At 62.6% G+C, this 26001-nt stretch carries 25 protein-coding genes; 12 read left to right on the forward strand and 13 right to left on the reverse strand.

What is annotated here, in order from left to right; genetic code table 11:
- Positions 1 to 27 precede the first annotated feature (27 nt).
- From R4P70_RS26240 to R4P70_RS26250, 3 genes are all read left to right on the forward strand, one after another.
- A complete protein-coding gene (locus R4P70_RS26240) occupies positions 28 to 981 on the forward strand; it encodes a cyclase family protein (protein ID WP_003943547.1) in 954 nt (317 codons plus the stop codon).
- Positions 978 to 2627: a long-chain fatty acid--CoA ligase gene (locus tag R4P70_RS26245; protein WP_317832529.1), complete on the forward strand. Its 1650-nt coding sequence runs from the start codon at positions 978 to 980 to the stop codon at positions 2625 to 2627. Before R4P70_RS26240 ends, R4P70_RS26245 begins: the two co-directional genes overlap by 4 nt.
- Before the next feature lie 378 nt (positions 2628 to 3005).
- A complete protein-coding gene (locus tag R4P70_RS26250; RefSeq protein ID WP_317832531.1) occupies positions 3006 to 4454 on the forward strand; it encodes a histidine-type phosphatase in 1449 nt (482 codons plus the stop codon).
- On the opposite strand, the gene R4P70_RS26255 is transcribed toward R4P70_RS26250, so the two are convergent.
- Together R4P70_RS26255 and R4P70_RS26260 are read right to left on the reverse strand one after the other, a co-directional pair.
- Positions 4400 to 4783, reverse strand: coding sequence for a helix-turn-helix domain-containing protein (locus tag R4P70_RS26255; protein ID WP_070384744.1), 384 nt, complete (start codon positions 4781 to 4783; stop codon positions 4400 to 4402). The genes R4P70_RS26250 and R4P70_RS26255 overlap by 55 nt on opposite strands.
- A 154-nt stretch (positions 4784 to 4937) precedes the next feature.
- On the reverse strand, positions 4938 to 5396 hold the full coding sequence (locus R4P70_RS26260; RefSeq protein WP_019746277.1) for a hypothetical protein: 459 nt from the start codon (positions 5394 to 5396) through the stop codon (positions 4938 to 4940).
- Positions 5397 to 5566: 170 nt separating this feature from the next.
- Here R4P70_RS26260 and R4P70_RS26265 point away from each other — a divergent pair, with 170 nt between their 5' ends.
- Both R4P70_RS26265 and R4P70_RS26270 read left to right on the forward strand, forming a co-directional pair.
- Positions 5567 to 6463 carry an oxygenase MpaB family protein gene (locus R4P70_RS26265; RefSeq protein WP_069146724.1) on the forward strand — a complete coding sequence of 299 codons (897 nt, stop codon included), beginning with the start codon at positions 5567 to 5569 and terminating at the stop codon, positions 6461 to 6463.
- A gap of 21 nt (positions 6464 to 6484) precedes the next feature.
- Positions 6485 to 6982, forward strand: coding sequence for a hypothetical protein (locus R4P70_RS26270; RefSeq protein WP_317832534.1), 498 nt, complete (start codon positions 6485 to 6487; stop codon positions 6980 to 6982).
- Between the two features lie 7 nt (positions 6983 to 6989).
- Here R4P70_RS26270 and R4P70_RS26275 read toward each other — a convergent pair whose 3' ends face one another.
- Together R4P70_RS26275 and R4P70_RS26280 are read right to left on the reverse strand one after the other, a co-directional pair.
- A complete protein-coding gene (locus R4P70_RS26275) occupies positions 6990 to 7598 on the reverse strand; it encodes a hypothetical protein (RefSeq protein WP_042950232.1) in 609 nt (202 codons plus the stop codon).
- A complete protein-coding gene (locus tag R4P70_RS26280) occupies positions 7595 to 8059 on the reverse strand; it encodes a GNAT family N-acetyltransferase (RefSeq protein ID WP_317832538.1) in 465 nt (154 codons plus the stop codon). Before R4P70_RS26280 ends, R4P70_RS26275 begins: the two co-directional genes overlap by 4 nt.
- Before the next feature lie 150 nt (positions 8060 to 8209).
- Between R4P70_RS26280 and R4P70_RS26285 the strand changes: the two genes are divergently transcribed.
- Positions 8210 to 8785 (forward strand): hypothetical protein, encoded by a 576-nt coding sequence (locus R4P70_RS26285; protein WP_232816822.1) that lies wholly within the window; start codon positions 8210 to 8212, stop codon positions 8783 to 8785.
- Positions 8786 to 8795: 10 nt separating this feature from the next.
- Here R4P70_RS26285 and R4P70_RS26290 read toward each other — a convergent pair whose 3' ends face one another.
- The 3 genes from R4P70_RS26290 to R4P70_RS26300 are packed head-to-tail and all read right to left on the reverse strand — an operon-like array spanning position 8796 to position 12166.
- Positions 8796 to 9731, reverse strand: coding sequence for a tyrosine-protein phosphatase (locus R4P70_RS26290; protein ID WP_019746272.1), 936 nt, complete (start codon positions 9729 to 9731; stop codon positions 8796 to 8798).
- Between the two features lie 51 nt (positions 9732 to 9782).
- Positions 9783 to 10946 carry a hypothetical protein gene (locus R4P70_RS26295; protein ID WP_317832542.1) on the reverse strand — a complete coding sequence of 388 codons (1164 nt, stop codon included), beginning with the start codon at positions 10944 to 10946 and terminating at the stop codon, positions 9783 to 9785.
- Positions 10943 to 12166, reverse strand: a complete 1224-nt coding sequence (locus tag R4P70_RS26300; RefSeq protein ID WP_317832544.1) for a phosphotransferase family protein — start codon at positions 12164 to 12166, stop codon at positions 10943 to 10945. The genes R4P70_RS26295 and R4P70_RS26300 overlap by 4 nt, the downstream gene beginning before the upstream one ends.
- A 124-nt stretch (positions 12167 to 12290) precedes the next feature.
- On the opposite strand from R4P70_RS26300, the gene R4P70_RS26305 reads away from it, so the two are divergent.
- Positions 12291 to 12914, forward strand: a complete 624-nt coding sequence (locus R4P70_RS26305) for a TetR/AcrR family transcriptional regulator (protein WP_003943532.1) — start codon at positions 12291 to 12293, stop codon at positions 12912 to 12914.
- A gap of 29 nt (positions 12915 to 12943) precedes the next feature.
- A complete protein-coding gene (gene rraA / locus R4P70_RS26310) occupies positions 12944 to 13420 on the forward strand; it encodes a ribonuclease E activity regulator RraA (RefSeq protein ID WP_003943552.1) in 477 nt (158 codons plus the stop codon).
- A 15-nt stretch (positions 13421 to 13435) separates the two neighbouring features.
- Here rraA and R4P70_RS26315 read toward each other — a convergent pair whose 3' ends face one another.
- The gene (locus tag R4P70_RS26315; protein WP_003943569.1) at positions 13436 to 13663 is read right to left on the reverse strand and encodes an RNA-binding S4 domain-containing protein; all 228 of its coding nucleotides are present in this window, start codon (positions 13661 to 13663) and stop codon (positions 13436 to 13438) included.
- A gap of 88 nt (positions 13664 to 13751) precedes the next feature.
- Here R4P70_RS26315 and lysX point away from each other — a divergent pair, with 88 nt between their 5' ends.
- The 4 genes from lysX (at position 13752) to R4P70_RS26335 (ending at position 20105) form a co-directional block, all read left to right on the forward strand.
- Complete coding sequence (gene lysX, locus R4P70_RS26320) at positions 13752 to 17108, forward strand: bifunctional lysylphosphatidylglycerol synthetase/lysine--tRNA ligase LysX (RefSeq protein ID WP_019746266.1); 3357 nt, start codon at positions 13752 to 13754, stop codon at positions 17106 to 17108.
- A gap of 13 nt (positions 17109 to 17121) precedes the next feature.
- Positions 17122 to 18012 (forward strand): alpha/beta fold hydrolase, encoded by an 891-nt coding sequence (locus R4P70_RS26325; RefSeq protein WP_020968026.1) that lies wholly within the window; start codon positions 17122 to 17124, stop codon positions 18010 to 18012.
- 78 nt (positions 18013 to 18090) lie between these two features.
- Positions 18091 to 19500, forward strand: coding sequence for a GGDEF domain-containing protein (locus tag R4P70_RS26330; protein WP_020905658.1), 1410 nt, complete (start codon positions 18091 to 18093; stop codon positions 19498 to 19500).
- A gap of 5 nt (positions 19501 to 19505) precedes the next feature.
- Positions 19506 to 20105, forward strand: coding sequence for a histidine phosphatase family protein (locus tag R4P70_RS26335; RefSeq protein ID WP_029254119.1), 600 nt, complete (start codon positions 19506 to 19508; stop codon positions 20103 to 20105).
- On the opposite strand, the gene R4P70_RS26340 is transcribed toward R4P70_RS26335, so the two are convergent.
- From R4P70_RS26340 to R4P70_RS26360, 5 genes are all read right to left on the reverse strand, one after another.
- Positions 20106 to 21095, reverse strand: a complete 990-nt coding sequence (locus R4P70_RS26340) for an ABC transporter ATP-binding protein (RefSeq protein ID WP_205907222.1) — start codon at positions 21093 to 21095, stop codon at positions 20106 to 20108.
- Positions 21095 to 22192, reverse strand: coding sequence for an ABC transporter ATP-binding protein (locus R4P70_RS26345; RefSeq protein ID WP_020905655.1), 1098 nt, complete (start codon positions 22190 to 22192; stop codon positions 21095 to 21097). Before R4P70_RS26345 ends, R4P70_RS26340 begins: the two co-directional genes overlap by 1 nt.
- A complete protein-coding gene (locus R4P70_RS26350; protein WP_020968023.1) occupies positions 22189 to 23283 on the reverse strand; it encodes an ABC transporter permease in 1095 nt (364 codons plus the stop codon). The genes R4P70_RS26345 and R4P70_RS26350 overlap by 4 nt, the downstream gene beginning before the upstream one ends.
- A complete protein-coding gene (locus tag R4P70_RS26355) occupies positions 23276 to 24232 on the reverse strand; it encodes an ABC transporter permease (protein WP_019746259.1) in 957 nt (318 codons plus the stop codon). The genes R4P70_RS26350 and R4P70_RS26355 overlap by 8 nt, the downstream gene beginning before the upstream one ends.
- Before the next feature lie 92 nt (positions 24233 to 24324).
- Complete coding sequence (locus R4P70_RS26360) at positions 24325 to 25944, reverse strand: ABC transporter substrate-binding protein (RefSeq protein ID WP_020968021.1); 1620 nt, start codon at positions 25942 to 25944, stop codon at positions 24325 to 24327.
- Between the last annotated feature and the right edge of the window lie 57 nt (positions 25945 to 26001).

The raw sequence follows: 26001 nt of genomic DNA on the forward strand, positions 1-26001 counted from the left end.
TGTCGGTAGCGAGAGGATCGAATCACCATGACCGAGGCGCCATATCTTGGAGAACTCCTGCGCGACGCACCCAGCAACTGGGGCAAGTGGGGAGAGTCCGACGAGGTCGGTTCACTGAACTACCTCGACGCCGGACAGGTGCTTCGCGGCGTCGGAACCATCAAGCAGGGTTCCGTGTTCACACTCCAACGTCTTATCGGCGATCCCAAGGGTGATCCGGTCTGGCCGGGCCGGAGCCCCGCCGAGCGCACACAGATCTTCGACGAGAGCAGCTGGGACGGCGACGACGCCCCCAACTTCCCCGGCGGCCTGCATTACGCGGACGACAAGATCGACGCGTTCCTGCAGGGCTCGACGCAGTACGACGCACTCGGCCACGTCTGGTACGACGGCGCCCTGTGGAACGGATACTCGGCTGATACCACTGTCGGCGGCCTGGAGAAGGCCAGCGTCGAACCGATTGCCGACCGCGGCGTCGTCGGACGCGCAGTACTTCTCGACATGGCAAAGTTCCGCGGCAAGGAAAACCTCGACAAGGCCGAAACCTTCACGCACCATGATCTTTTGGCCTGTGCCGAAGCGCAGGGCGTCACCATCGAGAAGCGTGACATTCTCGTCATCCGCACCAACTTCCTCAAGCTGTTCTTCGACCAGGGCGAAGCCTTCTACGAGGGCTTCTGCGAGCCCGGCTTGATCTACAGCCCCGAACTCGTCCAGTGGTTCCAGGACATGGAGATTCCGAACCTCGTCACCGACACCATTGCAAACGAGGTCACCACCGACCCCGAAAACGGTGTGGCACTGGTTCTCCACAACGCATTGATGCGCAATCTCGGTGTGGTGTTCACCGAGATCTGCGATCTGGAGAAGCTGGCCGCGGACTGCGCGTCCGACGGCCAGTACACGTTCTTGTACGTCGCCGCACCGCTCAAGGTTGCCAAGGCCAGCGGCTCTCCCGTGAATCCGGTTGCCATCAAATGACATACGAAGATCGCCCTTGGTTGGCGTTGTACCGCAACGACGTTCCCCCCGACATCGACGTCGAACAGCCCACAATGCTCGAAATGTTGGCGGCGACGGTTTGCTCTGATCCGGACGCCACGGCTGTGAAGTACTTCGACGGTCAACTCAGTTTCGCTGAACTGGATCAGCAGAGTGACGCCCTGGCCCGCGCACTACGAGCAGGTGGTCTGGCGAAGGGAGACCGTGTCGCACTCTTCCTGCAGAACGTTCCGCAATTCGTGCTCGCCCTCGCCGGAATCTGGAAAGCCGGCGGCGTCGCAGTCTCGATCAATCCCATGAGCCGTGAACGAGAACTGGGATACCAACTCGAAGATTCCGGAGCAGCGGTTCTGATCGCTCTCGAGGGGCTCTACGAGTCCGTCGGCCGCAACGTCGTCTCCGACTCGCCGGTCAGGCGAGTCATCACCACCTCGGAACTCGAGTACCAAAGCCGCAACGATCCGAGGATTTTCGACGGAATCGTGAAGAAGGATCTCGGTACCGACGATCTCGCGACGCTGATCGACCAGCATCGTCTCGGCGATCCGATCACTACCGACGCTGCACCGGAAGACATTGCGGTACTGACCTATACGTCGGGAACCACAGGTCCGCCGAAGGGAGCGATGACCTCTCACGCGAACATGACCTTCAACGCCCAGGTCTACCGTGACTGGCTGGGGCTCACCCCGAAAGACACGGTTCTCGGCGTCGCACCGCTCTTCCACATCACGGGGTTGATCGGTCACATCGCGGTGTCCGTCCTGGCGAGAATGCCGCTGGTGCTGGCCTATCGCTTCCAGCCCGAGGTGATGCTCGACGCGATTCGTGAGCACCGCCCGACATTCACAGTCGGCGCCATCACTGCGTTCACCGCGCTGCTCAACACTCCGGGTTGCGCGCCCGAAGACTTCACCTCCATGCGGTTGCTGTATTCCGGCGGCGCACCCATCTCGCCGACAGCCGCCGAGGCAGTCCGCGCCATGACCGGTGCTGCGCTGCACAACATCTACGGGCTGACCGAGACCACGTCGCCCACTCACGCCGTTCCCGTCGGGGCAGATACCCCCGTCGACCCCACGTCCGGGGCACTGTCCGTCGGCGTTCCAGTACCCAACACCGTGGTCCGCATCGAAGACGAGGGCGGTGCGGTCCTGCCGATCGGAGAGATCGGCGAATTGGTCGTCCGTGGTCCACAGGTGGTGCGCGGTTACTGGAACAAGCCGGAGGAGAGTGCGTCGGCCATTCGCGACGGGTGGTTCCACACCGGCGACGTCGGCTTCATGGACGAAGCCGGCTGGTTCTACGTCGTAGACCGTAAGAAGGACATGATCATCGCGTCCGGCTACAAGGTGTGGCCACGCGAGGTCGAGGACGTTCTTGCCGAGCACCCCGCAGTCCGTGAGGCGGCAGTCGTCGGGATCGCCGACGAATACCGCGGTGAGACGGTGAAGGCGTTTGTCAGCCTCGTCGCGGGGGCGTCCGTCACCCCGGAAGATCTGATCGATCACTGCAAGCAGCGGATGGCGGCGTACAAGTACCCACGCTCCGTGGTGCTGGTGGAGGAACTGCCCAAGACCGTCACGGGCAAGATCTTGCGACGGGCGCTGCGCACGACCTCCTGATCACAGGGCAGCGGGCGGACGTCACGGTCCGCCTGCTGTCTGATCGCGCACAGTTTTAGGTCGACCACGCAATCGGGGTAATGGAACAGTAATATGTGCTGAGTACCCACGGACAAACGGGAGACATCAGTGAGCAAGTTCGGACGTAAGAAGCAGCCCACGCCCAAGAGCTACCAGTGGCTGGCCATGACCCTCATCGCGTTGTCGCTCTCCGTGTCGATCGGGATTGCCGCCAAACCCTCCTGAGCTCCGCGAATCCGAAACTTGTAACCCCGCGTCCATCTACACATGGGCAAATAGGTGCAATTCGGACGCTTAGCTGTTCTAACTTTCCTTCCGTCGTGTCACCCCGGCACCGACGGAGAGGATCAACTCACCATGCGAAGCTCACGCTTCGGCGTGCTGGCTGCTGCCGGCGCTGTCGGACTCGTGCTTGTCACCAGCAGCGTCCAGTCCATCGCCACGGCGTCACCGTTCGGTTCGCTCGACGCCGGTTCGAGTTCCGGTTCGACAGAGACACCGACCGTCAGCGACGGCGGCTTCACGTCCAAGACGCCCTACACTCCCGGTCAGCGCATCGCCGACTATCAGGCGCCGCCGACCGGATATATCCCGGTGTACACGGAAAGCGTTGCGCGCCATGGCTCCAGAGCACTGTCGAGCCTGAAGTACGACGACCTGAGCCTGCAGCTGTGGGAAATCGCCGAAGCCGAGAACGCATTGACTCCCGTCGGCAAGGAATTCGGCCCGGCGCTTCGTGATCTCATGGCAGCCAACAAGAAGCTGGGGTACGGCAACCTCAGCGGACTCGGGGTGACCGAACATCGGCAGCTCGGAGCGCGCGTCACCGAGCGCCTCCCGCAATTGTTCGACGCCATCGCAGCGCAACAGGGCACCATCACTTTGACTTCGTCGGGCGTCGACCGTGCCGTGGACAGTGCCGAGAACTTCGCTCAGGGCCTGACCGGTGCGTTTCCGGCCGTCGCCGGCGATGTTGCGCCAGTGACCACGGATGCCGACCTTCTCTACTTCCACGACTCGGATGCAAACGCCGACTACAAGGACTACGAAGAGTCCGATCCTCGACTGAAAGCCGTCGACGACCAGATCGCCGATCTTCCCCGCACCCGCGAGGTCTCGCGGCACATGATGCTCAGGCTCTACTCGGAGGACTTCGTGAACCGGCTGAGTGCGGGCGAGTTCTCACTCGTCGACCGTGGCAAGGGCTCCAGCACGATCGACAACGAGGTCGACGCCGCGTACATGCTGTACAACACGTACATCATCACTCCGGGCATGGCCGAAGAAGGCACGTGGAATTTCGAGCGGTTCATCGACTCCGACGACGCTCAGTGGCTCGCGTACACGAACGACGCCGAGGACTACTACGCCAAGGGCCCTGGCTTCACCGGTGAAGACGTCACCTACCGGATGGCAACCGTCCTGCGCGACGAGTTCCTGCGCGGGTTGCAGGAACACACCGGCGACGCCGCCGTGCCGGGAGCGGACTTCCGATTTGCACACGCAGAAACGATCATCCCCTTCGCTGCGCTCCTGAAACTGCCGGGAAGCACCGCCTCGCAGGCCGAGGGCGATCTCTACACCTACGCGAACAACCCCTGGCGCGGAGCGAATGTCAGCCCGATGGCCGCCAACGTGCAGTGGGACGTCTACGCCGGACCGGACGGTGAGCGGCTGGTCCGAATGCTCTACAACGAGCGCGAGACAGCATTTGCTGCCCCGTGCGCTCCGGTGAGCGCCGGGAGTTTCTTCTACACGCCGGCCGAACTGGCCCGCTGCCTACCGGAGATTTCACCGGCGGCCTGAGGTCCGACAACTCGGGATCCAGCCAGCGGTCGACGAGGGCGCGCCCATGCCTGGTGCAACGCCAGCATGCGCGCCTTCTCGTCGTCTTCCATCAACAAGGCGTCGCAGATACGTACGATGACCGGAGCCGAAACACCAACGGACGTACCCTGTTCCAGCCGCTGATAGTGATTGAAACTGATGTCGGCTATCTGCGCGACATCACGCCGACTGAGGCCGTGCATGCGGCGAGCACCCTCGCAGCGCATGCCGACCTTTTCGGGCGCAAGACTGTTTCGTTTCTCGACGAGCATCTGGCTCATCAACTGACGCGCGCTCGACCCGTTCACGTCGCCACCTTTTCCATCCCTGAAATATGCTTTCAACTAACACGTTTCAGAATATGGGATGGGACGGGCACGGCGGTATCTCCGAGATGACAGATAATCACGCGATACCGCCAACCCTGTGCCCGTTCAGGCTGTGACGATCAGGGGCCGAAGATCAGGCTATGAACCTGCCGATCGTCGGATTCGACTGGCAGATGGGACTACTGCCCCAATTGATCGAACCGAACGCCGTCGCAACGACATTGCCGACGCCGGTATTCACCGTCGCAGAGAGATACGGGTACGCCCCTACCAGGTCGACGATTCCGGACTTACCCGTGTCGGTGTTGACCCACGCAACGGTCACCTGACCCGCCGCCGGAATGGGCGCGGCTGCCGGGAACGAATCGAAGCGAATATCACCCTTGGCGATGGGCGGATTGGACTCTGGTCCGGACTGGCCGGTGAGCCCGGTCAACGAGGCCAGTGACCCCTGATTCGGGCACCCGATGGTGACGGCGGCGCCGCCGAAAGGGTGGGGCGGATCAGCCGAGGCGACTCCGGCGAACATGACGCTCGCGGCAATCGGTAATCCGATGGCCGCAAAAACCCCGGCCGTGCGTGTGACGCTCATAGCTGCTCCTCGGGTCGACAACACTTTCCGGATACCCCTGGTACAACGCCCGAAACGATGGAAAGTCGACTATTCACACCCCTAGACAACGCGTGTTGTCAGAACTACAGTCGGTGGTGCAGCTCACACCTACCTCTGCAGCGCGCAGACCAGTCCCAGGGAGTGTTCAGATGAAGCGCTACGACCTCCGCAGTCGCACGGATCGACTCGATCCCGAAACCGATTACGAAGAGATGTCGCGCATTCTCGCGGCGCAAGAGTTTCCCTGGGACATCAATCAGGCGCTCAGCTTCGCCCTTTTTCGCACGTACGCCGTTCCCTCGATCGGCAAACTTCTCTTCTCCACCGGGGAGTTCACCGACAAGGTTCAAAAGCGCTACGACGACACCAGCCTGATCCTCGACGCCATCCTCGAGCACGGCCTCAGCAGCACCGAAGGCCGCAAGAGCGTGCGTCGTATGAATCAGATGCACGGTTCGTACGACATCTCCAACGACGACATGCTCTACGTACTGGCAACCTTCGTCGTCACCCCGGTCAGATGGCTCGACGAGTACGGCTGGCGGAAGATGACCGAGAACGAGATCGTCGGGTCGACGAACTACTACCGCCACTTGGGCAGGTACATGAACATCAAGGACACGCCGGACACCTACGAGGGGTTCGTCAGACTTCTCGACGACTATGAGCGCGAACACTTTTCATTCGACTCCGGAGCGCGTGCCGTCGCCGATTCCACCCTCGACCTGATGTGCACCTTCCCGCCCAACAACCTGGCGCCGAAGGCTCTGGTCAAGGGATTCGCGTTCGCCCTCATGGACGATCACCTACTCGACGCCTTCCACTACAAGCACCCGAGCACCGCGATGCGCGTCGTCTCACGCGGCGCGCTGAAAATCCGTGCGCGTCTGCTGCGGTTCTTCCCGGTGCGCACGAAGCGGAAATTCGCCCGCGAGCTGCCCAACATCCGCAGCTACCCGAGCGGTTACAAGGTCGAAGACCTCGGCACCTTCCCCACGGGGTGCCCGGTCAAGCACCTGCAGGCAGACCAGCAAGCCCAAGCGTAGACGCGTTGGGATACTCGAACGGTGGCGCAACTCTGGATGCTCGAGGATCTCGAACCGTGGCGCGACACCCCCATGCCTGGCGATACTTGCGAACCGACGACCTACTGGGCCAGTCCCGAAATGTTGGACCTTCCTGCCGAGGTGTGCTGCGAAATCGATGCACGCATCGCGACCGTGACAATCGACGGCCGCACTGAGCACATAGCCCATCTCGGACACGGATTTACGACACTGATCGGCGACGATGTCGGAAGCGTCGGCGAGGTGCGGTTGAGAGGTTGCCTGGTGTGGGATCGCTACCTCTGGACGCAATACCGCACTCAGCCCACCGGGCGCATGCGGGTGAAAGCGCGGCCCGGCCACCTCATTCAACACGAAACACTCTTGACGACAATTCATTCCGGTCTCTTCAACGTCGTTTTCGACGGGCCGACGGTGTATTGCGAGACGGGTCAGGTCCCCACAAATTTCGGCGTCCGCTGGAACACGCTGGTAGTCGAACTCGAGACTTGGCCGTGATCGGTCGTCAGTGCCAATACGGCGGAACGATATCCGGGTCGTCGAGGACGGCATCGATCCGCGAATCGGCCACAATTCGAATGATCGCTTCCTCAGGGGCGGCGATGATCGCGAAATGTGGGTCGACATCATTGGTTATGCACCATGCATGATCCGCCGGCCAGATGAAGGCCGGATCAGGGGAAGAACCCCACGGCCAACGAGCTGAGTTCTCCACGCTCCAATCGGCGTAGTCGGCAAGCGTTCCACGGAAGAGCCAGTAGTCACGATTGGGGATCTCGAACCGCGGAACGTCATCACCGACTGCCGACCCCCACCCGGTCCACATACAGAAATAGCACTCGTCGGGTGTGGTTGTGTAAGTGGACAACACATCCAGGGCGAAGCCGATCAGCACTTTCTCTTCCGGCCCGGTTTGATCGAAATCGACATCATTGGATTTCTGACCGGGAAAGCTCGGATCTGGGATGAACCGCAGGCGCGCATACTTCGGAAATCCGATCGGGCCGCGCCCAGCCAACTGATACCAAGGCAAATCCTGATCGACCAGCCAATCGGTAGCCGTCAGATCGGTGCACAGTGTCAGGCCCGTGCTGGGCTGATCCGTATTTCTCATGCCGGCGATTGGGAGGAGTCGCGACCAGTACGACGCAGGGTGATCAATTCATGGTTTGTCTCGGCGTCGTGTCGGCGCCCCTCTTCTTCGAACTCCATCAGCGCATAGAACCTGCGGGCGCGATCGTTGAGGGTGTAAACCTCGAGTGTCACCTCGCCGTGCATGGTTGTGGCGTGTTCGACCAACGCCCGACCGACACCCAACCCTTGCGACGCCGGCGCGACGAACAGTCCGCCGATCTCGGAGCCGATCATTCCCAACAGGCCGACGACTTCGGAGTTGTGCTCAGCCACCCAATTATCGGCCTGGATCAGATAGACCTCTCGCATCTTCTGCTCCCGTTCGCCCGTTCCCTCGCCTGCAAGGAATGGATGGGCTTCGCGGGCAGCGCGCGACCACAGGTCGACGACCACATCCTCATCCGAGGGTATGTAGCGGCGAATGATCAGATCCTGGTTCACAATCCGACCATACCCTCCGGCATCAGAGAGATAGCCGGCGCTGAAAGTGACCAATTCTCGGTTCAACGCACGACGGCCTCGACGTAAACCAGTGGCAACAATTCCATTCGTTGCCACCCCACAATTACTGCCTTGTGCAAGGGTTGTCCGATGACTGACGGTGATCCGACAACTGCGCGCGGAGGTCCGGCATCCTGGTGGAAGGTGATGGCAGTTGTCATCGCAGTGCTTGTCGCTCTCACATGCGGCGTCATCGTGTGGTCCTTTATGCCGCCGGTTGTGTACTTTCCATTCTTTGCGCTCGCCGCCTCAGTGTTACTCGGTTTGGGTGGAGTGTGGTTGATACTCAGCCTGATTGGCTGGATGAAGTACAAAACCCTGCGTTTGAGCACGATCGCGCCGGTGATAGTCCTCGTCACCGGCGCGCTCGTGACCTTGTCCGTCCCCTCGCGTGTTGCGTTTGCATTGTCGAAAGATTCGCTCGAAGCAGTGGCCGCGGATTGCCAGAAGTCGTTGGACAACCGAACAATTGGCGTCTACCGGGTCCTGCAGGTCTGGCCCGTCGGCAACGGGTGCCGCTTCCACATCGAGGGCGGTCTGATCGATTCGATCGGACTGGCGTACTTACCCGACGGCGCACCATATCTCGGCAAGCCCCGCCGCGACGGCGAGATCGGATACCAGGAGTTCGACGGCGACTGGTACTCATTCGTTCAAGCGTTTTAGCGGCGCGCAACTAGTCGACGAGCTTGGCCTTCAGAAGTGCGATCGTGTCCGCAGTGAGTCCGAGACCTTCGGTGAGATAACCGTCGACGGTTCCGTAATCGCTGGCTATCTGCGCGAGTCCAGCTTCCAGGTACGACGCATCGACACCGAGGGCCGGCTCGAGATTGGTCGCTACCTGCGGGCTCAGAGCCTGAGAGATCTGCGCAAGGATCTTCTCGTTGGTCGCCTGAAGGTAGGTGTTGCTCAACAGATAGTCGTCCATGATCGTCTGGGCGGGGACACCCGCGATGGTCTGCAGCAACATCGCGGTCCAACCCGTGCGGTCCTTACCTGAAGTGCAATGGAACAACTGCACCCCGTCACCAGCAGCGATGTCCGAGAGAACCTGCTTGAAGCCGGCACGGCGCACAGGGTCGGTGACAAAACTGCGGTTGGTGTCGACCAAGAACTGCTTGGCCTCTTCCGGCGACTTGATCGTTGTGGCGAGCTGAGTGAGATCCTTGAACTCGATGGGGATGTTCGTGTACGTCACACCGTCCGGGAGCTTGTCCGCGCCACCGATGAACGGGTTGGAGATCTCGGTTGAACCGCGCAGGTCATAGGCGTCGGCAAGTCCGAGGCCGGTGAGCGTCGCCTTGTCTGCGTCGCTGGTCGCGGTCAGCGCATTGGACCGGTAGATGACGCCGCGCTTGAGGTGCGAGCCGTCGACGGTGGCGTATCCCCTACCGTCATTGCCGGCGACGTCGCGAAAGTTGGCCACGGAGGCCAAGTTCGGTGTCGGCGCGAGCACAGGATCGAGCGAGCCGAGATCGACCGATCCCGTGTTGAGAGAGCCCAAGTCGAGCGGGATGGCCGTGGCGGGAGCGGCAAACAACAGGCCTCCGGTGACAACAAGTGCGGCGGCCTTCGCAGTGCGAGCGAACAACATTCGTGAGCGTGTGGACATGTGGCAGTGTCTCTCTCTGTAGTTTGGGATTTGCGGTTTGGTGAGCTGGAGTTACGGTGCGACGTCACCGATTCCGGTGAACCCGTATCGCTGGTGGGGTCCAATGACTGCTACCTCGAACAGACCTGTCCCGGTGCGAGTTACGGCGTCTTCTACAAGGGTGAACCGGGCCAAGTTGTCGACCGGGCACAGCATCTTCTTCCACGGTTCGATGTCCGAAACCTTCTCTCGCAGGCCCTGAACCACCAGTTCTCCCTGCCACATCCCGTGGCGCCAATCCTGCTCGAGTCCGTAGCCCGTACCGACACCGATGTAGTTGGGCAGAATCGGTTCGCAGGTTATCTCCAGGATGTGGTCGGATTCGCCTGGTGCACCGGGACGCCGGAAGTACAGAGTTCCGCTCTTCACCTCGCGGGTACCGGAAATGAAGGTGAGCTGGTGGTCCGGTCGACCCAACCACTCCGGCTCGCGCGAACGATCCGCCCAGACGCGTGTCGCATCCTCCAGAATTCGGCGTCCCTGCTGATCCTCTTGAACGACCGTGACGACGGTGAAGTCCCCGAATTGCATGATCGAGTAGATCCAGAAGAAGTTCTGACTGCCGGCGATCGACGGATCCGCCTTGCGTCCAGGAGGTTCCGCCTCGCCGACCGGTCGAACACCCCAGGATCGATCGCGATTACCCCGCCACGTCTCCGGGGTGACCGGGATGACGTCGCCGTCGACGGTCAGGGATCCGGACCATGTTCCGGTCTGCACGAATCGTTGCGTGTCGAAGGTGACTCGTTCGAGTTGGCGATGGAAATGTCTGGCCTCGAGATTGGCGGGGCCGTCGGACTCGAAGGTGAGGTCGAAGCTCAGGTCCGGCGCTTCGGGACTCGGGTCCAACACCACCCGCAGACGGTGCAGACCCTCGATGATCTCGATCCTCAACGGGCCTACAGACAGGTCCATACGATCGTCGCCCAAGGCGCGGGATGCCCGGAAGACGATATGGTCGTCGCCGCGCCGAAGAACCGCAAAGCCGTCGCACACACCAAGATTGGGGTACTGACCGAGACCGATGATGAGAAACAGCGGCTCGCTGTCGCCGTCGACGCCGGCATGGCAGTTGAAGTAGTAGCGGTCGTAGAAGTTTCGATCCGAGGTACCCACGTGGCGGATGGTCTCGGCGATCTGATGTACCGGGTAGTCGTCGAGCGGGGACAGTGTCATCGTGCATCTCCTGTTGCGGCCGACGCTGTTGTGAGCGTGGCTGTAGCGAGCGATTCCCAATAGGTGCCGTCGAGCATGGCTTCGAGTGTCTTGTGGTGCAGGATCATCTCGTCCGGGTTGTCGGGGAATTCCGCCTGACCGAAAGCCACTGCGCGACTTTGGACTCGGAACATGATCACCGCATGCCGCAGCGCGGCGTACACGATGTAGAAATCTAGATCCGCAACCTGGTGGCCGGAAAGCGAGCCGTAGGCATCTGCCACGTCCTCGCGACGAAGGAAATCCGGCATTCCGGGGAGTCCGGCCATGGCAGCGAGATCCTCGAAGAACCTGTGCTGGAAGATCATCCAGCCGAGGTCCAGTTCACGCGGCCCCAGTGTGGCCATCTCCCAGTCGAGGACCGCCGCTGGCTCGAAGTCGCGGTAGATGACATTTCCGATCCGCGAGTCACCCCAGCAGAGCACCGCGGAACCGGCATCGACGGGAAAGTTCGCTTCGATCCAGTCGAAGCCGCGCTCGATCAACGGAGATCCTGGTCCGTCGGCTGTTGCCCACTCGTAATAGCGTCGCTGGTCCTCGAGGTGCGCGCGAAGCGCTTCTGCCCCAGTCGGTTCGGCACCGCCGCCGCACAACTCGGGGAGAGCCAGGTGTGGATCGGCCATAGCGTGCAACTCCGCCAGCACTCGGACCGATGACTGCTGGAGTCGAGAACAGTCGTCCGCTGAAGCCTCCGAGAGCCAGGATCCGAACGTGTACGGCATGACGTCTGGCGGGATTTCGCCCTCGCGCCGTTCCATCACGAAGAACTCGCCGCCGAGCGCGTCCGGGTTGCTCTCGGACCAGTACACGCGCGGAATCGGCACCGACGTGTGAGCTGCGACGGCGCTCATGACCCGAAACTGCTGGTCCAGGTTGTACGACGGGAAGATCGGCACCGCACTGTCCCGCGGGGCGATACGGGCGACCAGGCGATGCTCGCCTCGAATCCCGTCCTCGATCCACGTCGCATCGAAAAGCACAGTTTCGTTGGACATGCCGTTCGCGGCCGGCACCTCGACCGAGGTCACGGAAGGTTTCGAGCCTCGCCACAGCACGGTCGCGAGCCAGCCTTCGAGGCTGCGCCGCATCTCCGCCGGGTCGTTGCGGGATTCGCCGGGCCTGGCAAATTCGGCGTAGTCGGGATCTTCGCCGGAGGTTTCTGTTTCGGTTCGAAGGTTCATCACCACTCCTCGTGGTTCGGTGGCGCCGATGCGCACGTGCCGATTGTCGATACAATATGTATCGACTAAAGCCGTGACAGAATGTAACGGCCATCACAGCGATACCGCAAGGGATTTGCCCAAAATGTCCAAAGATTCCGAAACTCAGCACCGCCTGGGCCCGCAGCGAAACCCTGCAATCGACGACGCAGTACTGGACGCGACCAGGCAACTGTTGGAAGAAAAGGGGTACGCGGGCACGTCCATCGACGCCATAGCCACGCGTGCGGGAGTAGGACGTCCAGCCATCTACCGTCGGTGGCCGTCGAAGGCACACATCGTCAACGACGCGATCTATCCCGTACTCGACGTCGAACAGGGCGCGGACATCGACACCGAACTCGGCACCGAGGGCACGATCACGGATCAGATTCGCGCGCTGGTGCACGGCGCGGTTGCTCTGTTCGCAGCTCCCGCCACACGAGCCGCTGCTCCCGGATTGATGAGCGAAGTGCGAACAAACGCGGAATTACGCGACGTTCTCGTGGTGCGGCAACTGGCCGGAGTCCGCGTCGAGCTGAACCGTCGACTCGAGGCGGCGAGAGAGCGCGGCGACATCCGAAGCGGCGTCGACGCCGACGCTCTTCTCGACATCATGGCGGGCGCGGCCATCTTCGCGCTGTCGGTTCGTGACGTCTCGGACCCGGGACCGTTTGCCGATTCTCTTGCCGACATAGTGCTGAACGGCATACTCCCCGACGACAACTAGGCGCCAACCTCGCCGACTATCCTGTGGGCATGACCGAGCCTGTAGCGACCGCTGACCTTGCCGACGAGATCGGACCCGACATCCGTAGCTGCGACACGCAGTTCACCCAGTTCGGTGGACGTGAAGTGTTTGCCGGCCCCATCACCACCATCAAGTGCTTCCAGGACAACCTGCTCGTGAAGCAGACCCTCAGCGAACCGGGCAACGGCGGAGTCCTCGTCGTCGACGGTGACGCAAGCATCCACACCGCCCTGGTCGGCGACATCATCGCCGGCCGCGGCGTCGACAACGGCTGGGCCGGAGTCATCGTCAACGGAGCTGTCCGCGACTCGGCGATCCTGCGCACCCTCGACATCGGCGTCAAGGCGCTGGGCACCAACCCGCGCAAGAGCACTCAGACCGGTTCGGGCGAGAAGAACGTGCCGATCGAAATCGGCGGAGTCACCTTCAACCCCGGCGAGATCGTCTACAGCGACCAGGACGGCGTCGTCGTTCGCGAAAGCTAGTCAGAAGTCGCGGGATCAGGCGGGGGCTTCCACTTTGGCGGCCATCCCGCCGATCTCGACGACATCGCCGTCACGAAGCTGGCGGCCCCGACGATCTTCGACCTCACCGTTGACCGAAACCATGCCGTCGGCGATCACTTCCTTGGCCTCCGCGCCCGATTCGATGAGGTTCGCGAGCTTGAGAAACTGACCGAGCCGAATCATTTCGTCGCGGATGGGTACTGCTGGAATGTTGTCGGTCATGTCAATCATCTTCCTCCTCCCACAAAACTGGACACGACAGACCACACTTAGCGTGAGGATCTGATCGACCGGTAGGAGAGGAAGCTCGATGGCACCATTGACCGAGGTATCGGACACCACTGCAGAGTTGGTGGAATCGCCACCCGAAAATCCGCGCCAGGCGCGGCGATTCCGCAAAGGGCGGTTCAGCCAGGTTCCCCATATCTCGGGATTGATCCTCGGAGTCTTCTCCGTACTGGTGTTCCTGTGGAGCATCTCGCCGGTTCTGCGGCACATCCTCCGCGTCCCACGCGAATACATCGACAGCTACTACTTCGACGCACCGGATACGAGCCTGTCGTGGGCGCTCGTCGTCGCCCTGCTCGCCGCGGCCCTCGCGAGTCGCAAGCGCATCGCCTGGTGGCTGCTGACGATCTACCTCGCGCTGATCACCCTCACCAACATCGCCTCCACGATCGTCGACAAGAACCCGAACAACGCCGTCGCCGCTGTCGTTTTGCTTGTCGTGATCGGAATCCTCATCGCCGCGAGGCCCGAGTTCTACACACGCGTACGACGCGGCGCCGGTTGGAAAGCGCTCGGCGTACTGATCGGCGGCATGGCTGTCGCGACCGTGATCGGTTGGGGCCTTGTCGAACTCTTCCCGGGCGACCTGCCGCAGAACCAGCGATTCCTCTGGGCCCTGAACCGCGTCACCGCGGCGGCTTCGGTCGACAACGAGGTGTTCGACGGCCACCCACGCGTCTTCGTCAACACGGTCCTCGGTCTCCTCGGCGCCATCGCACTACTCGCCGCCGTTATGACGCTCTTCCGCGCGCAACGCTCCAACAACGCCCTCACCGGAAACGACGAGTCCGCGATCCGCGGGTTGATCCAGAACTTCGGCGCCGACGACTCCCTCGCCTACTTCGCCACCCGCCGCGACAAGGCCGTCATCTTCGCGCCGAGCGGCAAGGCCGCGATCACCTACCGCGTCGAGATCGGCGTCTGCCTCGCCAGTGGTGATCCCATCGGCGATCCCGAAGCGTGGCCGCACGCCATCGAAGCGTGGCAGGACCTGGCCTCGCAGTACGGCTGGGCGACAGCCGTTATGGGCGCCAGCGAAACCGGGGCGACGGCGTACAAGAAGGCAGGCTTGAGCGTCCTGCAACTCGGCGACGAAGCGATCCTGCGCACCCGCGAGTTCAACCTCAACGGACGCGACATGCGCCCGGTGCGCCAGGCCGTCACCCGCGTCAGGCGCCACGGCGTCACCGTGCGGATGCGACGCCATCGCGACATCCCGCCGGAGGACATGGCAGCCGTCATCATCCGCGCGGACGACTGGCGTGACACCGACACCGAGCGCGGCTTCTCCATGGCGCTCGGCCGACTGGGCGATCACCTCGACGGCGACTGCCTCCTCGTCGAAGCCGTCATGGGCGAAGGCACGGAGGACGAAAGCGTCGTCGGCATGCTTTCGCTCGTGCCGTGGGGACCGAACGGCGTTTCGCTCGATCTGATGCGTCGCAAGCCGACGGCACCCAACGGAGTCGTCGAACTGATGGTCTCGGAGTTGGCCACACGTTCCGACGAGATCGGCGTCGTGCGGGTCTCGCTCAACTTCGCCGTCTTCCGCTCGGTGTTCGAGGAAGGTTCGCGCATCGGCGCCGGGCCGATCCTCCGTATCTGGCGCTCGGTGCTCGTCTTCTTCTCCCGCTGGTGGCAGCTCGAAGCGCTGTACCGCTCCAACGTGAAGTACCAGCCGGATTGGGAGCCGCGCTTCCTCTGCTTCGAGGACAACCGTGAGCTGCCGCGCGTCGGATTCGCGTCGGCCATCGCCGAAGGCTTTGTGGTGCTGCCCAGTTTCGGACGCAAGTCGAGCCAGGTCGTCAAGCACACCGGAACACATGCGGCGGTGCCGGCAGCTCTGGTGACTTCCGAAGGGCTGCACGCCGACGGCAGTCCGCCGGACTCGGCGCCGTCGTTCACCACCAACGGTCCGCGTCGACCCGAGCAGGTTCGGGTGCGCATGAACAAGCTCGCGCAACTCGCCGACGAAGGGATCGCCGCCTACCCCGTCGCCTATCCGCCGACGCATACGATTGCCGCCGCAGCGAAGTCGCCGGAGGGCACCCGCGTACGCATCGCGGGACGCCTGCTGAGGGTTCGCGACTACGGCGGAGTCGTGTTCACGGACGTGCGCGACTGGTCCGGCGACATCCAGGTTCTGGTCGACCAGGACAACGTCGGCCGGGAGAAGTTGGCGGAGTTCGCTGCCGAGTTCGATCTCGGTGACCTGATCGAAGTGAGTGGAACCATCGGGCGTAGCCGCAAGGGCGAGCTGTCGCTCATCGCCGTCGAGTGGCGCATGAACGGCAAGTGCCTGCACCCGCTGCCGGACAAGTGGAAGGGCCTCTCGGATCCCGAGACCCGAGTCCGCCAGCGGTACCTCGACATCGCCCTCAACCCGAAGGCCCGCGAACTGCTCGAGGCTCGAAGCGCCGTCGTGAAGTCTCTGCGCGATTCACTCGGTGGTCGCGGATACCTCGAAGTCGAGACCCCGATCCTGCAGCAGGTGCACGGCGGCGCGAACGCCGCTCCGTTCCTGACACACATCAACGCGTACAACCTCGACCTCTATCTCCGCATCGCACCCGAGCTGTACCTGAAGCGGTTGTGCGTCGCGGGTATGGAGAAGGTGTTCGAGATCGGCCGCGTGTTCCGTAACGAGGGCGTCGACTTCAAACACAATCCCGAATTCACGATCCTCGAGGCCTACGAGGCGCACAGCGACTACGAGGGCATGATGCGGATGTGCCGCGAGCTAATCCAGGCGGCGGCCGTCGCAGCGTTCGGGCGCGAAATCATCATGCGACCCGGCCCGGACGGCGAATTGGTCGAGGTCGACATCTCCGGCGAGTGGCCGGTGAAGACGATGCACGGCGCCGTCGCCGAAAAGCTTGGTGTCGACGTCTCCCCCGAGACGAGTCTCGAAGACCTGCAGAAGCTGTGCGACGCCAACGAGATCCCGTACCAGTCCAGCTGGGATACCGGCGCCATCGCGCAGGAGATGTACGAGCACCTGGTCGAGGACTACACGGAGTTCCCCACGTTCTACACGAACTTCCCCACCTCGATGTCGCCGCTCACCCGGCCGCATCGCAGCATCCCCGGCGTTGCCGAGAAGTGGGACCTCGTCGCATGGGGTGTCGAACTGGGAACCGCGTACAGCGAGTTGACCGACCCCGTGGATCAGCGCAACCGGCTCACCGAGCAGTCGATGCTTGCGGCCGGCGGTGATCCAGAAGCAATGGAATTGGACGAGGACTTCCTTCAAGCCCTCGAACACGCGATGCCGCCGACGGGTGGTCTCGGGATGGGCGTCGACCGAATCGTCATGCTGATCACGGGTGGCAGCATCCGCGAGACGCTGGCCTTCCCCCTCGCGAAACCGCGTCAGTAGTCCGGATTCTCACGTGCCGGAATTGTTCCACGTGAAACCACCGGGCGAGATCTTGCAGGTCGGCGAGAGCCGACTGCATGTTCTTGCCGAGGGCGACGGCCCCGTCGTCGTCCTGTGCGGCGGACTGGCGGGCAACTGGTTCGACTGGGATGACTGCGCGCGTCATCTCCAGTCGGACCACACCGTCGTCCGCTTCGATCGCCCGGGCTTCGGACTCAGCGAGCCGTCTTCCGACGTGCCGACTGTCCGCGGCGAAGCTCAGCGGATCCGCGACGTGCTCGACACTCTGGGACTGACTGGTCCGGCCGTCGTCGTCGGCCACTCCATCGCCGGCTTCTATGCCGAAGGCTTCGCGCGACTGTTCCCCGATCGGGCGGCGGGGATGCTGCTCCTCGATTCCAGTGCCGAGAAAGAACCGAAACGTCTTTTCCCCCGCGACCTGCTGCTGATCGCCTCCCGGGCCGCCGCGGCCTCGTTCAGCACCACCGGACTCCAACGACTCCTCGGCACCACGACGCGCAAGATCCTCAACCAGTCCGTGCCGCCGAGCGGGTCGTCCGAAGCCACCCTCGAATGGGTCAGGAAGATCTACCGCGAGCCTCATTATCTGGAGGCGGCGATGATCGAATACGTCGCGTACACCGATATGGCGCTGGAGCTCACCGCTTTACGACGCTCGAGCAAGCACCCACTGCCCGACATCGACCTCAGCGTCGTCGCTGCACACACTGGCCACACCACTCCCTGGTCCATCGCCTGGATGGCAAAGCAGCAGAAACTCGCCACCTACCTCGGCGGGAGTTTTCACGTCCTGCGCCCGGCGCATCACCACGCGATGATCGATCAGCCCGAGGAGTTGGCGAACTTGATTCGACGCCTCACGCAGCCGAACCCTCGGGAATGACACTTCAACGTACAACTCGGACAGTAGCCGGATCATTGCTAGGCTCGGACAGCTTCTGCTTTCTACGACAGGCTGGCCATGGATCGTTCGACAACCCGGGTGCGCTCGTCGCTGATCTTCGTCGCCATACTCGTTGTCGCACTCGCCGGCATCGCCGCCCGTCCGCCCGGGTTTCTGTCGACCTTCTGGCCCGCCAACGCGATCCTTCTGGGCATTCTCCTTCGTAACCCGCGCTCGTTTGCGCCGATCGGACTCGCTGTCGGCGGCGCCGCGCTGCTGACGGCGGATCTTGCGACCGGAAGCCCCGTGCAGAGGGCCTTCGAACTGAATGCGATCAATCTGGTCGGCGTCACGACAGGATTGATCGCCGCGAACTTGCTCGGCTGTTTTCCGCGGCGGATCTCCGAGACGAAGTACACGACCAGAATCTTCGTCGTCTCGGTTCTGGCGTCGTTCACGGCTGGGTCCGCCAGCGCACTGCGCACTCAACTCCACGAAGGAAGCGGTGCGGGAACGGAATTGGTGGGTTGGTTCTTCGCCGACCTGTGCACCTATCTGATCGTGCTGCCGATCCTTCTTTCCGCACCTCCGTTCGACCACGTCCGTCGTACGTTCGGGCCGTCCGTGCGGCAGAATCTGCGACTTCGACGGGTCGCCCAGATCCTTCTGCCGCTGGCAGCGCTCCTCGCCTGCCTCCCGCTGGCCCTCGAAGTGCAGGGAGCCCTCGCATTGCTGCTTCCGATGCCGGCGCTCTTGTGGTGCGCGATGCGCGTCTCGCTGTTCAGCACTTCGCTCCTCGCGGCTGGGTGGAGCGCGTGGGCGCTGATCATGGCGGGCCAGGGGCGGTTGGCCCTGGCCGATCCGGTTCATCTGCTCAGCGAAGGTGTCACCACCAGAATCTCCGTCATCTTGATGGCGCTCTCCCCCATCGCCGTAGCCGTCGCCACGGGCGCACAGCGACGCGCTGAACGTGAACTCCAACGCATCGCCGAATGCGACGCCCTGACCGGAACGCTGAGCCGACATGCGTTCTGGACCCAGTCGCAGGAACTCCTCGACACCCAACACACAGCGCGAAAATCGATCGCCGTCATGATGCTCGATCTCGACCACTTCAAATCGATCAACGACAACCTCGGCCACCTCACCGGAGATTCGGTCCTCGAACAATTCGGAAACACCCTCCTCGCCACTACCGAAGGACTGGGACTGTCCGGTCGCCTTGGCGGTGAGGAATTTGCCGTCGCCGCCGCCGACTGCACATTCGAGGAAGCAATTGCCCTGGCAGAACGCATCAGGCAGAGGCAGGAGGCGCACTCCCGATCCATCCGCGGCTTCGCCGGAACGGTCAGTATCGGAGTCGCCTGGGTAGATCAGGCCATGGCCGAGATGGACGCTCTGCTCGACATCGCCGACACCGCCATGTACCAGGCGAAACGCGAAGGCCGAAACCTCGTGGTGGCCGTCGATCTGTACATGGCAAGGTGACGTGGGTGCAACTACTCCTGATCCGACACGCGCTCCCCGAACTGGCCGAGGTCACCGAAGGCTTCGCCGATCCCTCACTGACCGACGCCGGTCGAGTGCAGGCACTTCGGCTGCCTGCGGCATTGGCCCCCTACCGGATCACCGGGCTCTTCAGTAGCCCGCAGAAGCGCGCACTCGAGACCGCGGACCCGGTAGCGCAGGCATTGGATCTTCCGGTCACCCAGCTCGAGGGTCTGGCGGAGTACGACTACGAGCAGCCCCACTACATCCCGATGCACGAGGTCTTGGAACGCGCACCGGAAACGTATGCGCGCATCAAGGCCGGATGGCTACCCGAGTCGGTGGACGGCGACACTTTTCGTGCGCGAGTCCTCGGTGCGATCGACGACGTCGTAGCCGCAACCGACAACAACGCCACCGTGGCGATCTTCTGCCACGGCGGCGTCATCAATATCGTTCTGCAGGAACTACTCGGGCTGGAGCGTCCGTTGACCTTCCCGATCGAGTACGTGTCCGTCACGCGAATTCTTGTTTCCCGGGACGGAAGCCGCAGGGTCGGGTCGATCAACGAAACCGGTCACGTACGCAACATGCTTCGCGTGTAGTCACACGTTGTGGCACGCCACCTGATGACCGCCCTGGACGAGACGAAGTTCGGGAACTTCCTCGGCGCAGAGATCCGTGGCCAGCGGGCACCGAGTACGGAACCGGCAGCCGCTGGGCGGATTGAGCGGCGACGGCAGCTCGATGACCTTCTGCTCGACGTTCTGCGCTGCGGTGACGGTGGCATCAGGATCGGGAATCGACGACAGCAGTAGCTGCGTGTACGGGTGCAGCGCACGGTTCTGCATGTCTTCTGCGGGAACGATTTCGCAGACGCGGCCCAAGTACATGATCATCACGCGGTCACTGATGTTCTTCACGACGGCCATGTTGTGCGCGATGAACAGCAAAGACAGCCCGTGACGCTTCTTCGCATCCTCGAGCAGGTTCAGAATCTGCGCCTGCACGGAGACGTCGAGGCTCGAGACCGGCTCGTCACAGATCAGGACCTTGGGGTCCAGCATCAACGCGCGGGCGATGCACACACGCTGGCACTGTCCGCCCGAGAGTTCGCGCGGGGTTCGGTCCCACACCATGTCCGGGTCCAACCCGACCTCGGCAAGAACCTCGCGTGCCCGAGCTTCGATGGCGGCCTTGTCTTTTCCGCCCCAGATCGACGGACCCTCGGTGATGAGAGCCTTGACCTTGCGACGAGGGTTCAGGGAGGAGATCGGATCCTGGAAGATCATCTGCAACTGAGTGCGACTGCGACGCAGTTCTTCCGCGCCCAGTGCCGTCATTTCGGTCTCTCCGAGGCGAATGGAGCCCGACGTCGGTGAGGGCAACTGCATGATCGCCCGGCCCGCCGTGGACTTGCCACAGCCGGATTCACCGACAACGCCCAATGTTTCACCCGGAGCGACGGTGAAGCTGATCCCGGACACGGCGTGAACGGTCTGCCCCTTGCCGACGTTGAATTCGACGACCAGGTCCTCGACCGTCAGGGCCGCGTCCACCGTCTCGGGCTTTCTGGTTTCGATTGCTGCAGTCATCAGACCATCTCCTTCACCGCGAGCGAGAGGCCCGCTGCGGTAGTGCCGGCCTTCTCGTTGGCGACCAATGCCGTTGTGCCTTCAGGGGTGTCGACCGGGTAGTGGCACGCGAACGTGTGACTTTCGGTTGTGTTGTCTCCCAGGCCACCGGGAGCCAGAGCCGGTTCGCCGGTCAGGCAGTCGTCCTGGGCATACCGGCAGCGAGCGGCGAAGCGGCAACCGGTGATCGGCTTCGTCATGTCCGGCAGTCCACCCGGAATTGTCTGCAGCACTGTGTGCGTCGGCGATTCGAGTCGCGGAATCGCGGCCATAAGCGCTTCGGTGTACGGGTGGCGTGGACGAGTGAACAACTCTTCGGTGGCCGACGTTTCCACGACGGAACCGGCGTACATGACGGCGACGCGATCCGATCGTCCCGAGACCACACCGAGGTCGTGGCTGATCAGGATGACGGCCATGTTGAGCTTGTCGTTGAGCGAGGCGAGCAGGTCGAGGATCTGCTTCTGCACGGTCACGTCGAGAGCTGTGGTCGGCTCGTCCGCGATCAGCAGTTTCGGCTCGCAGGCCAGGGCCATCGCGATGACCACACGCTGACGCATACCGCCCGAAAGTTCGTGGGGGTACTGATCGAGCCGACGCTTGGGCTCGGGGATACCCACCATCGACAGGAGTTCCGCAGCGCGATCGCGGGCCGCGTCCTTCTTCAGACCCAGGTGGAACTTCAAGGATTCGGTGATGTGGGTACCGATGCGCTTGAACGGATTGAGCGAGGTCATCGGATCCTGGAAGACCATGGCGATCTCGGGTCCCCAGAAGTGCTTCATCTCCGACTTCTTCATGGTCGACATGTCGCGGCCGGCAAACGTCACCGTCCCGCTGATGTCCAGAGCCGGACCCTTCTGGAGCAGACCCATGATGGTGCGTCCGAGAACCGACTTGCCGGAACCGGATTCACCCACGATACCGAGAGTTTCACCGGCGGAAACGTGGATCGAGACACCGTCGACTGCTCGCAACTGGCCACGCGGAGTGGCGAATACGGTCCTGATGTTGTCCGCCTGCAGTAGCGGAACGCCGTTCTGAACTGAAGTGGTCACAGCTTACTCCGATACTTCTCGCCGATGAGGTTGAAGGAGAACACCGTCAGGAAGAGGAAGACGCCGGGAACCAGAACGATGAACGGATGCTTCTCCACGATCCCGCCCTGGCCTTCCGCAATCATGTTGCCCCAGGTCGGATCAGGTTGTGCGATACCGAGTCCGAGGAAGCTGAGTGATGCTTCCGCGACAATCAGGCCGGAGACGGCCACCAGGCCGAGCGCGGCGACCGGAACGAGGACGTTGGGAACCAACTCGCGCCAGATGACGCGCCATTTGGTGGCGCCCATGGCCCGCGCGGCAAGCACGAACTCCCGTTGGGCGACGACGATGGTGTTGGCCCTGGCGATTCGAACCATGCTGGGAATGCAGAGAATCGAGAGTGCGAGGGTGATGTTGCGCAGGTTCGACGTAAGCACCGCGGCCAGTGCGATCAACAGCACCAGAGAAGGAATGGCCAGCAGCGAGTTGGTCAGGATTCCGACGACTGCGTCGACCTTGCCGCGGAAGTAACCGGCCATGACGCCGATGGTGCCGCCGATGATCATGCCGATCAGTACGGCGCAGATGGCCACGGTCAAGGATGCCCTGGCACCGAACAAAGCGCGGGCAAGCAGGTCGAGACCGAAGTTGTTGGTACCCAGCGGGTGATCGGAGAGCAGGCTCGGCGAGGCGAAGCCCGGCTCGGCCAAGGTCTTGACCGTGTCCTTGTACTCACCGAGCGGCAGCAGCGGTGCGAAGATCGCGGCCAGGATCAGCGCGGCCAGCCAGATGCACGCCAACCAGTACGAGAGATCGAACTGACTGCCCCACTTGGACGTACCGAGTTTGCCGAGACCCTTGAAGAGGAAAACCAGGGCAACGAGCGCGAGCACGATGCGGACGGTCATCATGATGGCCGAACCGAAGAGTGCGGTGCCGAGCAGCGCAACGCCGATCACCGTGAGAATCGATCCGATCAGGACCAGATTCTTGGGCTGTTCCAACGTCTCGACGGGACCGGGAGCCAGCAGGACTGTCTGCTGCCGGTATGTCATCACCTCGGACGGGGCCGGCGACGGGGCCGCTCCGTCTGGCGTCACTTCAGACATGGACACGACGACTCCTCGGGTCAAGATAGGTGTACAGAACATCGATCGCACTGTTGACGAGGACGTAGATGACCGCGATCACGACCACCGCGCCAAGCAGCATCGGCGAATCACCTTGCTGCGCTGCGCGGACGATGAGCGTGCCCATTCCTGGCAACGAGAAGAGCGTCTCGACGATCACGGTGCTGCCGATCATGCCGCCGAGAGCCAGACCCATCATCGTGATGAGCGAGAACGACGACGGGCGGAGCGCGTCACTGAAAAGCACTCGCAGCGTGGGCATTCCCTTCGCCTTCGAAGCGAGGATGTAATCCTCACGGAGCGTCGTCACCAGATCGGATCGGAGAACGCGAGTGAACATCGCCATCTCGAGGAGGCTGATGGTGATCGCCGGGAGTATTGCATGTGAGAGGTTTCCGGAGAGGCTGTCCCCGATGCGCACCCACTGTGATCGCGGGAACCAGCCGAGCCAATTGACGGTGACCATGATCAGCAACAGACCGGCGAGGAAGCTCGGGACGGAAAGAACACCGAACGTCGCGGCGCTGATGACGCGGTCGATGACGCCGCCTTCGTGGTGCGCCGACCAGAGTGCGAGCGGCACGGCGACGACGAGTGCGATGACCAGACCCATCACGGCCAACTGAACGCTGACGGGCAGTGCCGAGCCGATCGCAGTCAGAACGTCCTGCTGCGGGGGAACAAGCGAATTACCGAGGTCGCCCTGGAGAGCGCTGGTCAGCCAGTCCCAATAGCGAACCAGGAGTGGATCGTTGAGCCCGAGCTGCTGCCGAACTTCCTCGTACTCGGCGGGCGTTCGGCCTTCACCGAGAACGGAGACAGCAGGATCGCCGGGGATCAGTGATGCCAGCACGAAGGTTCCGAAGCTGACGATCAGGATCACAATGACGAGCTGGCCCAATTTCTTACCTATTGCGCCGATGTTCATCGATTTCGTCTCCTTCGGACAGCGAGCTCGCAATACACAGCAGTTCCTCTGATTTCAGGTCTTGGTTCAAGCTCTCCAGGACTTCAGGCTCTCTAGGACTTCCAAGCTCCGTCGAAGAGCACGATTCCGTCGAGACTCTGCTCGAGACCGTGAACGTTCTGGTTCCAGACGTCGAGTGCGGCGACGTTGCCCCACACCTGCCACGGGACGGTCTCGTTGGCGCGTTCCTGAATCTGTGCCAGGACTGCCTTCTTGTCGTCGTCGGTGGTTGCGACGCCCAACTTGTCCAGGAGAGCGTCCATTTCGGCGTCGGAGTAGCCGGTGGCGTTGTTACGGCCGCCGGACTTGATGCCCGTGTACAGACGCTCGTAGGGATCGGCCTCGGCGAGGCTCAGTGCTGCGGTGCTCATGTCGTAGTCGTGATCGGCATACATCCGCTTGACCAGATCACCTGCACCGGTGACGTATTCGATCTGAGCGTCGAATCCGACAGCGTTGAGCATTGCCTGGATGGCCAGAGCCGTTGCCTGGGCGGACGGTTCCTGGATGGAGAGGAAGGTGATCTTTCCGTCGTAGCCGTCGGCCTTGGCCTGATCGAGCAGTTCCTTCGCCTTGGCGGGATCGACGCCGATCGGTGCGACGTCGTTGTGCCAGCGCGAGGTGTCCTGGAAGATCTCCTGGCCGGGCAGTCCCTTGCCGTTGTTGACGCGGGTGTTGAGCGTCTCCGGATCGACGGCAAGCGCCATCGCCTGGCGGACACGAACATCCGAGCCCGGGCGACCCGGGGCCATGTTCACGTTCGCGATGTAGCCGAGCGACGGGATGTCGACGAAGCCGGGGTAACCCGACTCGATCAGATCCAGGATCGGGGTGAGCGTACGCATGTACGCGGCGTCGATGCCGCCCGTCTTGAGGGCTTCAGCGGTGGGCTGAGCGCCGACGATGCTGATCAGCTTGAGCTTGTCGATGTTCGGCGCGCCGTCGTAGTAGTCGGGGCGAGCAGCCAAGAGCAGTTCCTCGTTGGGAGCGAACTTCTCGAGAGTGAACGCGCCGGCACCGATCGGGGTGAACTGGTCGCCCTGCTGGGCGCTCGGGGCGACGATCATGCCGGGTCCGGTAGCGAGCATCGACTGGATGCCCGTCCACGGATCAACGAGGTTGAAGACGACGGTCGTCGCGTCGGGGGTGTCGATCGAGGCAACCTTGGAAGCCCACAGGCTCGACTGCGGTCCCTTGTTGGTGACGTAGCGGTTGATACTGTCCGCCACTGCCTTGGAATCGAAAGCTGTTCCGTCGCTGAATTTCACACCGTCGCGGAGCTTCAGCGTCCAGGTCTTGCTGTCCGAACTCGCTTCGAGCGACTGGGCGAGCTTGGGCTCGAACTTCTGCCCGATGGGGTCGTAGCGCATGAGCACGTCGTAGATGGCGCTGAGCTCGCTGCCGCCGGTGGCGCCGGCAACCTGAGCCTTCGCGGGATCGAGAGTCGTGACCGCCGAGTAGCCGCTGAACGTCAGCGTGCCGCCCTTGGTGGGAGTGCCGGGGTCGGCCTGCTCGTTGACCATGCCGATCTTCAGCGAGGAACCGGAATCAGCGGATTCGCCGCCACCATTGCTCGAGCCGTTGTCGGCGCACGACGCCAGGAACATACTTGCGGTGATCGCCAGCGCAGCCGCAGCCAATCTGCGACTTCCGCGGCGGGAACTACGACTCATTCGAATGCCTCCAAGGCGGGGTAAGACCGTGACGTGATGTTGAACACGAAACAGTCT

The sequence above is a fragment of the Rhodococcus sp. IEGM 1241 genome (genome assembly GCF_033142365.1).
In the GTDB taxonomy this organism is placed as follows: Bacteria; Actinomycetota; Actinomycetes; order Mycobacteriales; family Mycobacteriaceae; genus Rhodococcus_F; species Rhodococcus_F erythropolis.

Excerpts from the sequence above, each read along its gene's own strand:
- R4P70_RS26240 (WP_003943547.1), top strand. The coding sequence starts at position 28 with ATGACCGAGGCGCCATATCTTGGAGAACTCCTGCGCGACGCACCCAGC.
- R4P70_RS26245 (WP_317832529.1), top strand. The coding sequence starts at position 978 with ATGACATACGAAGATCGCCCTTGGTTGGCGTTGTACCGCAACGACGTT.
- R4P70_RS26250 (WP_317832531.1), top strand. The coding sequence starts at position 3,006 with ATGCGAAGCTCACGCTTCGGCGTGCTGGCTGCTGCCGGCGCTGTCGGA.
- R4P70_RS26260 (WP_019746277.1), bottom strand. The coding sequence starts at position 5,396 with ATGAGCGTCACACGCACGGCCGGGGTTTTTGCGGCCATCGGATTACCG.
- R4P70_RS26265 (WP_069146724.1), top strand. The coding sequence starts at position 5,567 with ATGAAGCGCTACGACCTCCGCAGTCGCACGGATCGACTCGATCCCGAA.
- R4P70_RS26275 (WP_042950232.1), bottom strand. The coding sequence starts at position 7,598 with ATGAGAAATACGGATCAGCCCAGCACGGGCCTGACACTGTGCACCGAT.
- R4P70_RS26285 (WP_232816822.1), top strand. The coding sequence starts at position 8,210 with ATGACTGACGGTGATCCGACAACTGCGCGCGGAGGTCCGGCATCCTGG.
- R4P70_RS26290 (WP_019746272.1), bottom strand. The coding sequence starts at position 9,731 with ATGTCCACACGCTCACGAATGTTGTTCGCTCGCACTGCGAAGGCCGCC.
- R4P70_RS26295 (WP_317832542.1), bottom strand. The coding sequence starts at position 10,946 with ATGACACTGTCCCCGCTCGACGACTACCCGGTACATCAGATCGCCGAG.
- R4P70_RS26300 (WP_317832544.1), bottom strand. The coding sequence starts at position 12,166 with ATGAACCTTCGAACCGAAACAGAAACCTCCGGCGAAGATCCCGACTAC.
- R4P70_RS26305 (WP_003943532.1), top strand. The coding sequence starts at position 12,291 with ATGTCCAAAGATTCCGAAACTCAGCACCGCCTGGGCCCGCAGCGAAAC.
- rraA (WP_003943552.1), top strand. The coding sequence starts at position 12,944 with ATGACCGAGCCTGTAGCGACCGCTGACCTTGCCGACGAGATCGGACCC.
- R4P70_RS26315 (WP_003943569.1), bottom strand. The coding sequence starts at position 13,663 with ATGACCGACAACATTCCAGCAGTACCCATCCGCGACGAAATGATTCGG.
- lysX (WP_019746266.1), top strand. The coding sequence starts at position 13,752 with ATGGCACCATTGACCGAGGTATCGGACACCACTGCAGAGTTGGTGGAA.
- R4P70_RS26330 (WP_020905658.1), top strand. The coding sequence starts at position 18,091 with ATGGATCGTTCGACAACCCGGGTGCGCTCGTCGCTGATCTTCGTCGCC.
- R4P70_RS26340 (WP_205907222.1), bottom strand. The coding sequence starts at position 21,095 with ATGACTGCAGCAATCGAAACCAGAAAGCCCGAGACGGTGGACGCGGCC.
- R4P70_RS26350 (WP_020968023.1), bottom strand. The coding sequence starts at position 23,283 with ATGTCTGAAGTGACGCCAGACGGAGCGGCCCCGTCGCCGGCCCCGTCC.
- R4P70_RS26355 (WP_019746259.1), bottom strand. The coding sequence starts at position 24,232 with ATGAACATCGGCGCAATAGGTAAGAAATTGGGCCAGCTCGTCATTGTG.
- R4P70_RS26360 (WP_020968021.1), bottom strand. The coding sequence starts at position 25,944 with ATGAGTCGTAGTTCCCGCCGCGGAAGTCGCAGATTGGCTGCGGCTGCG.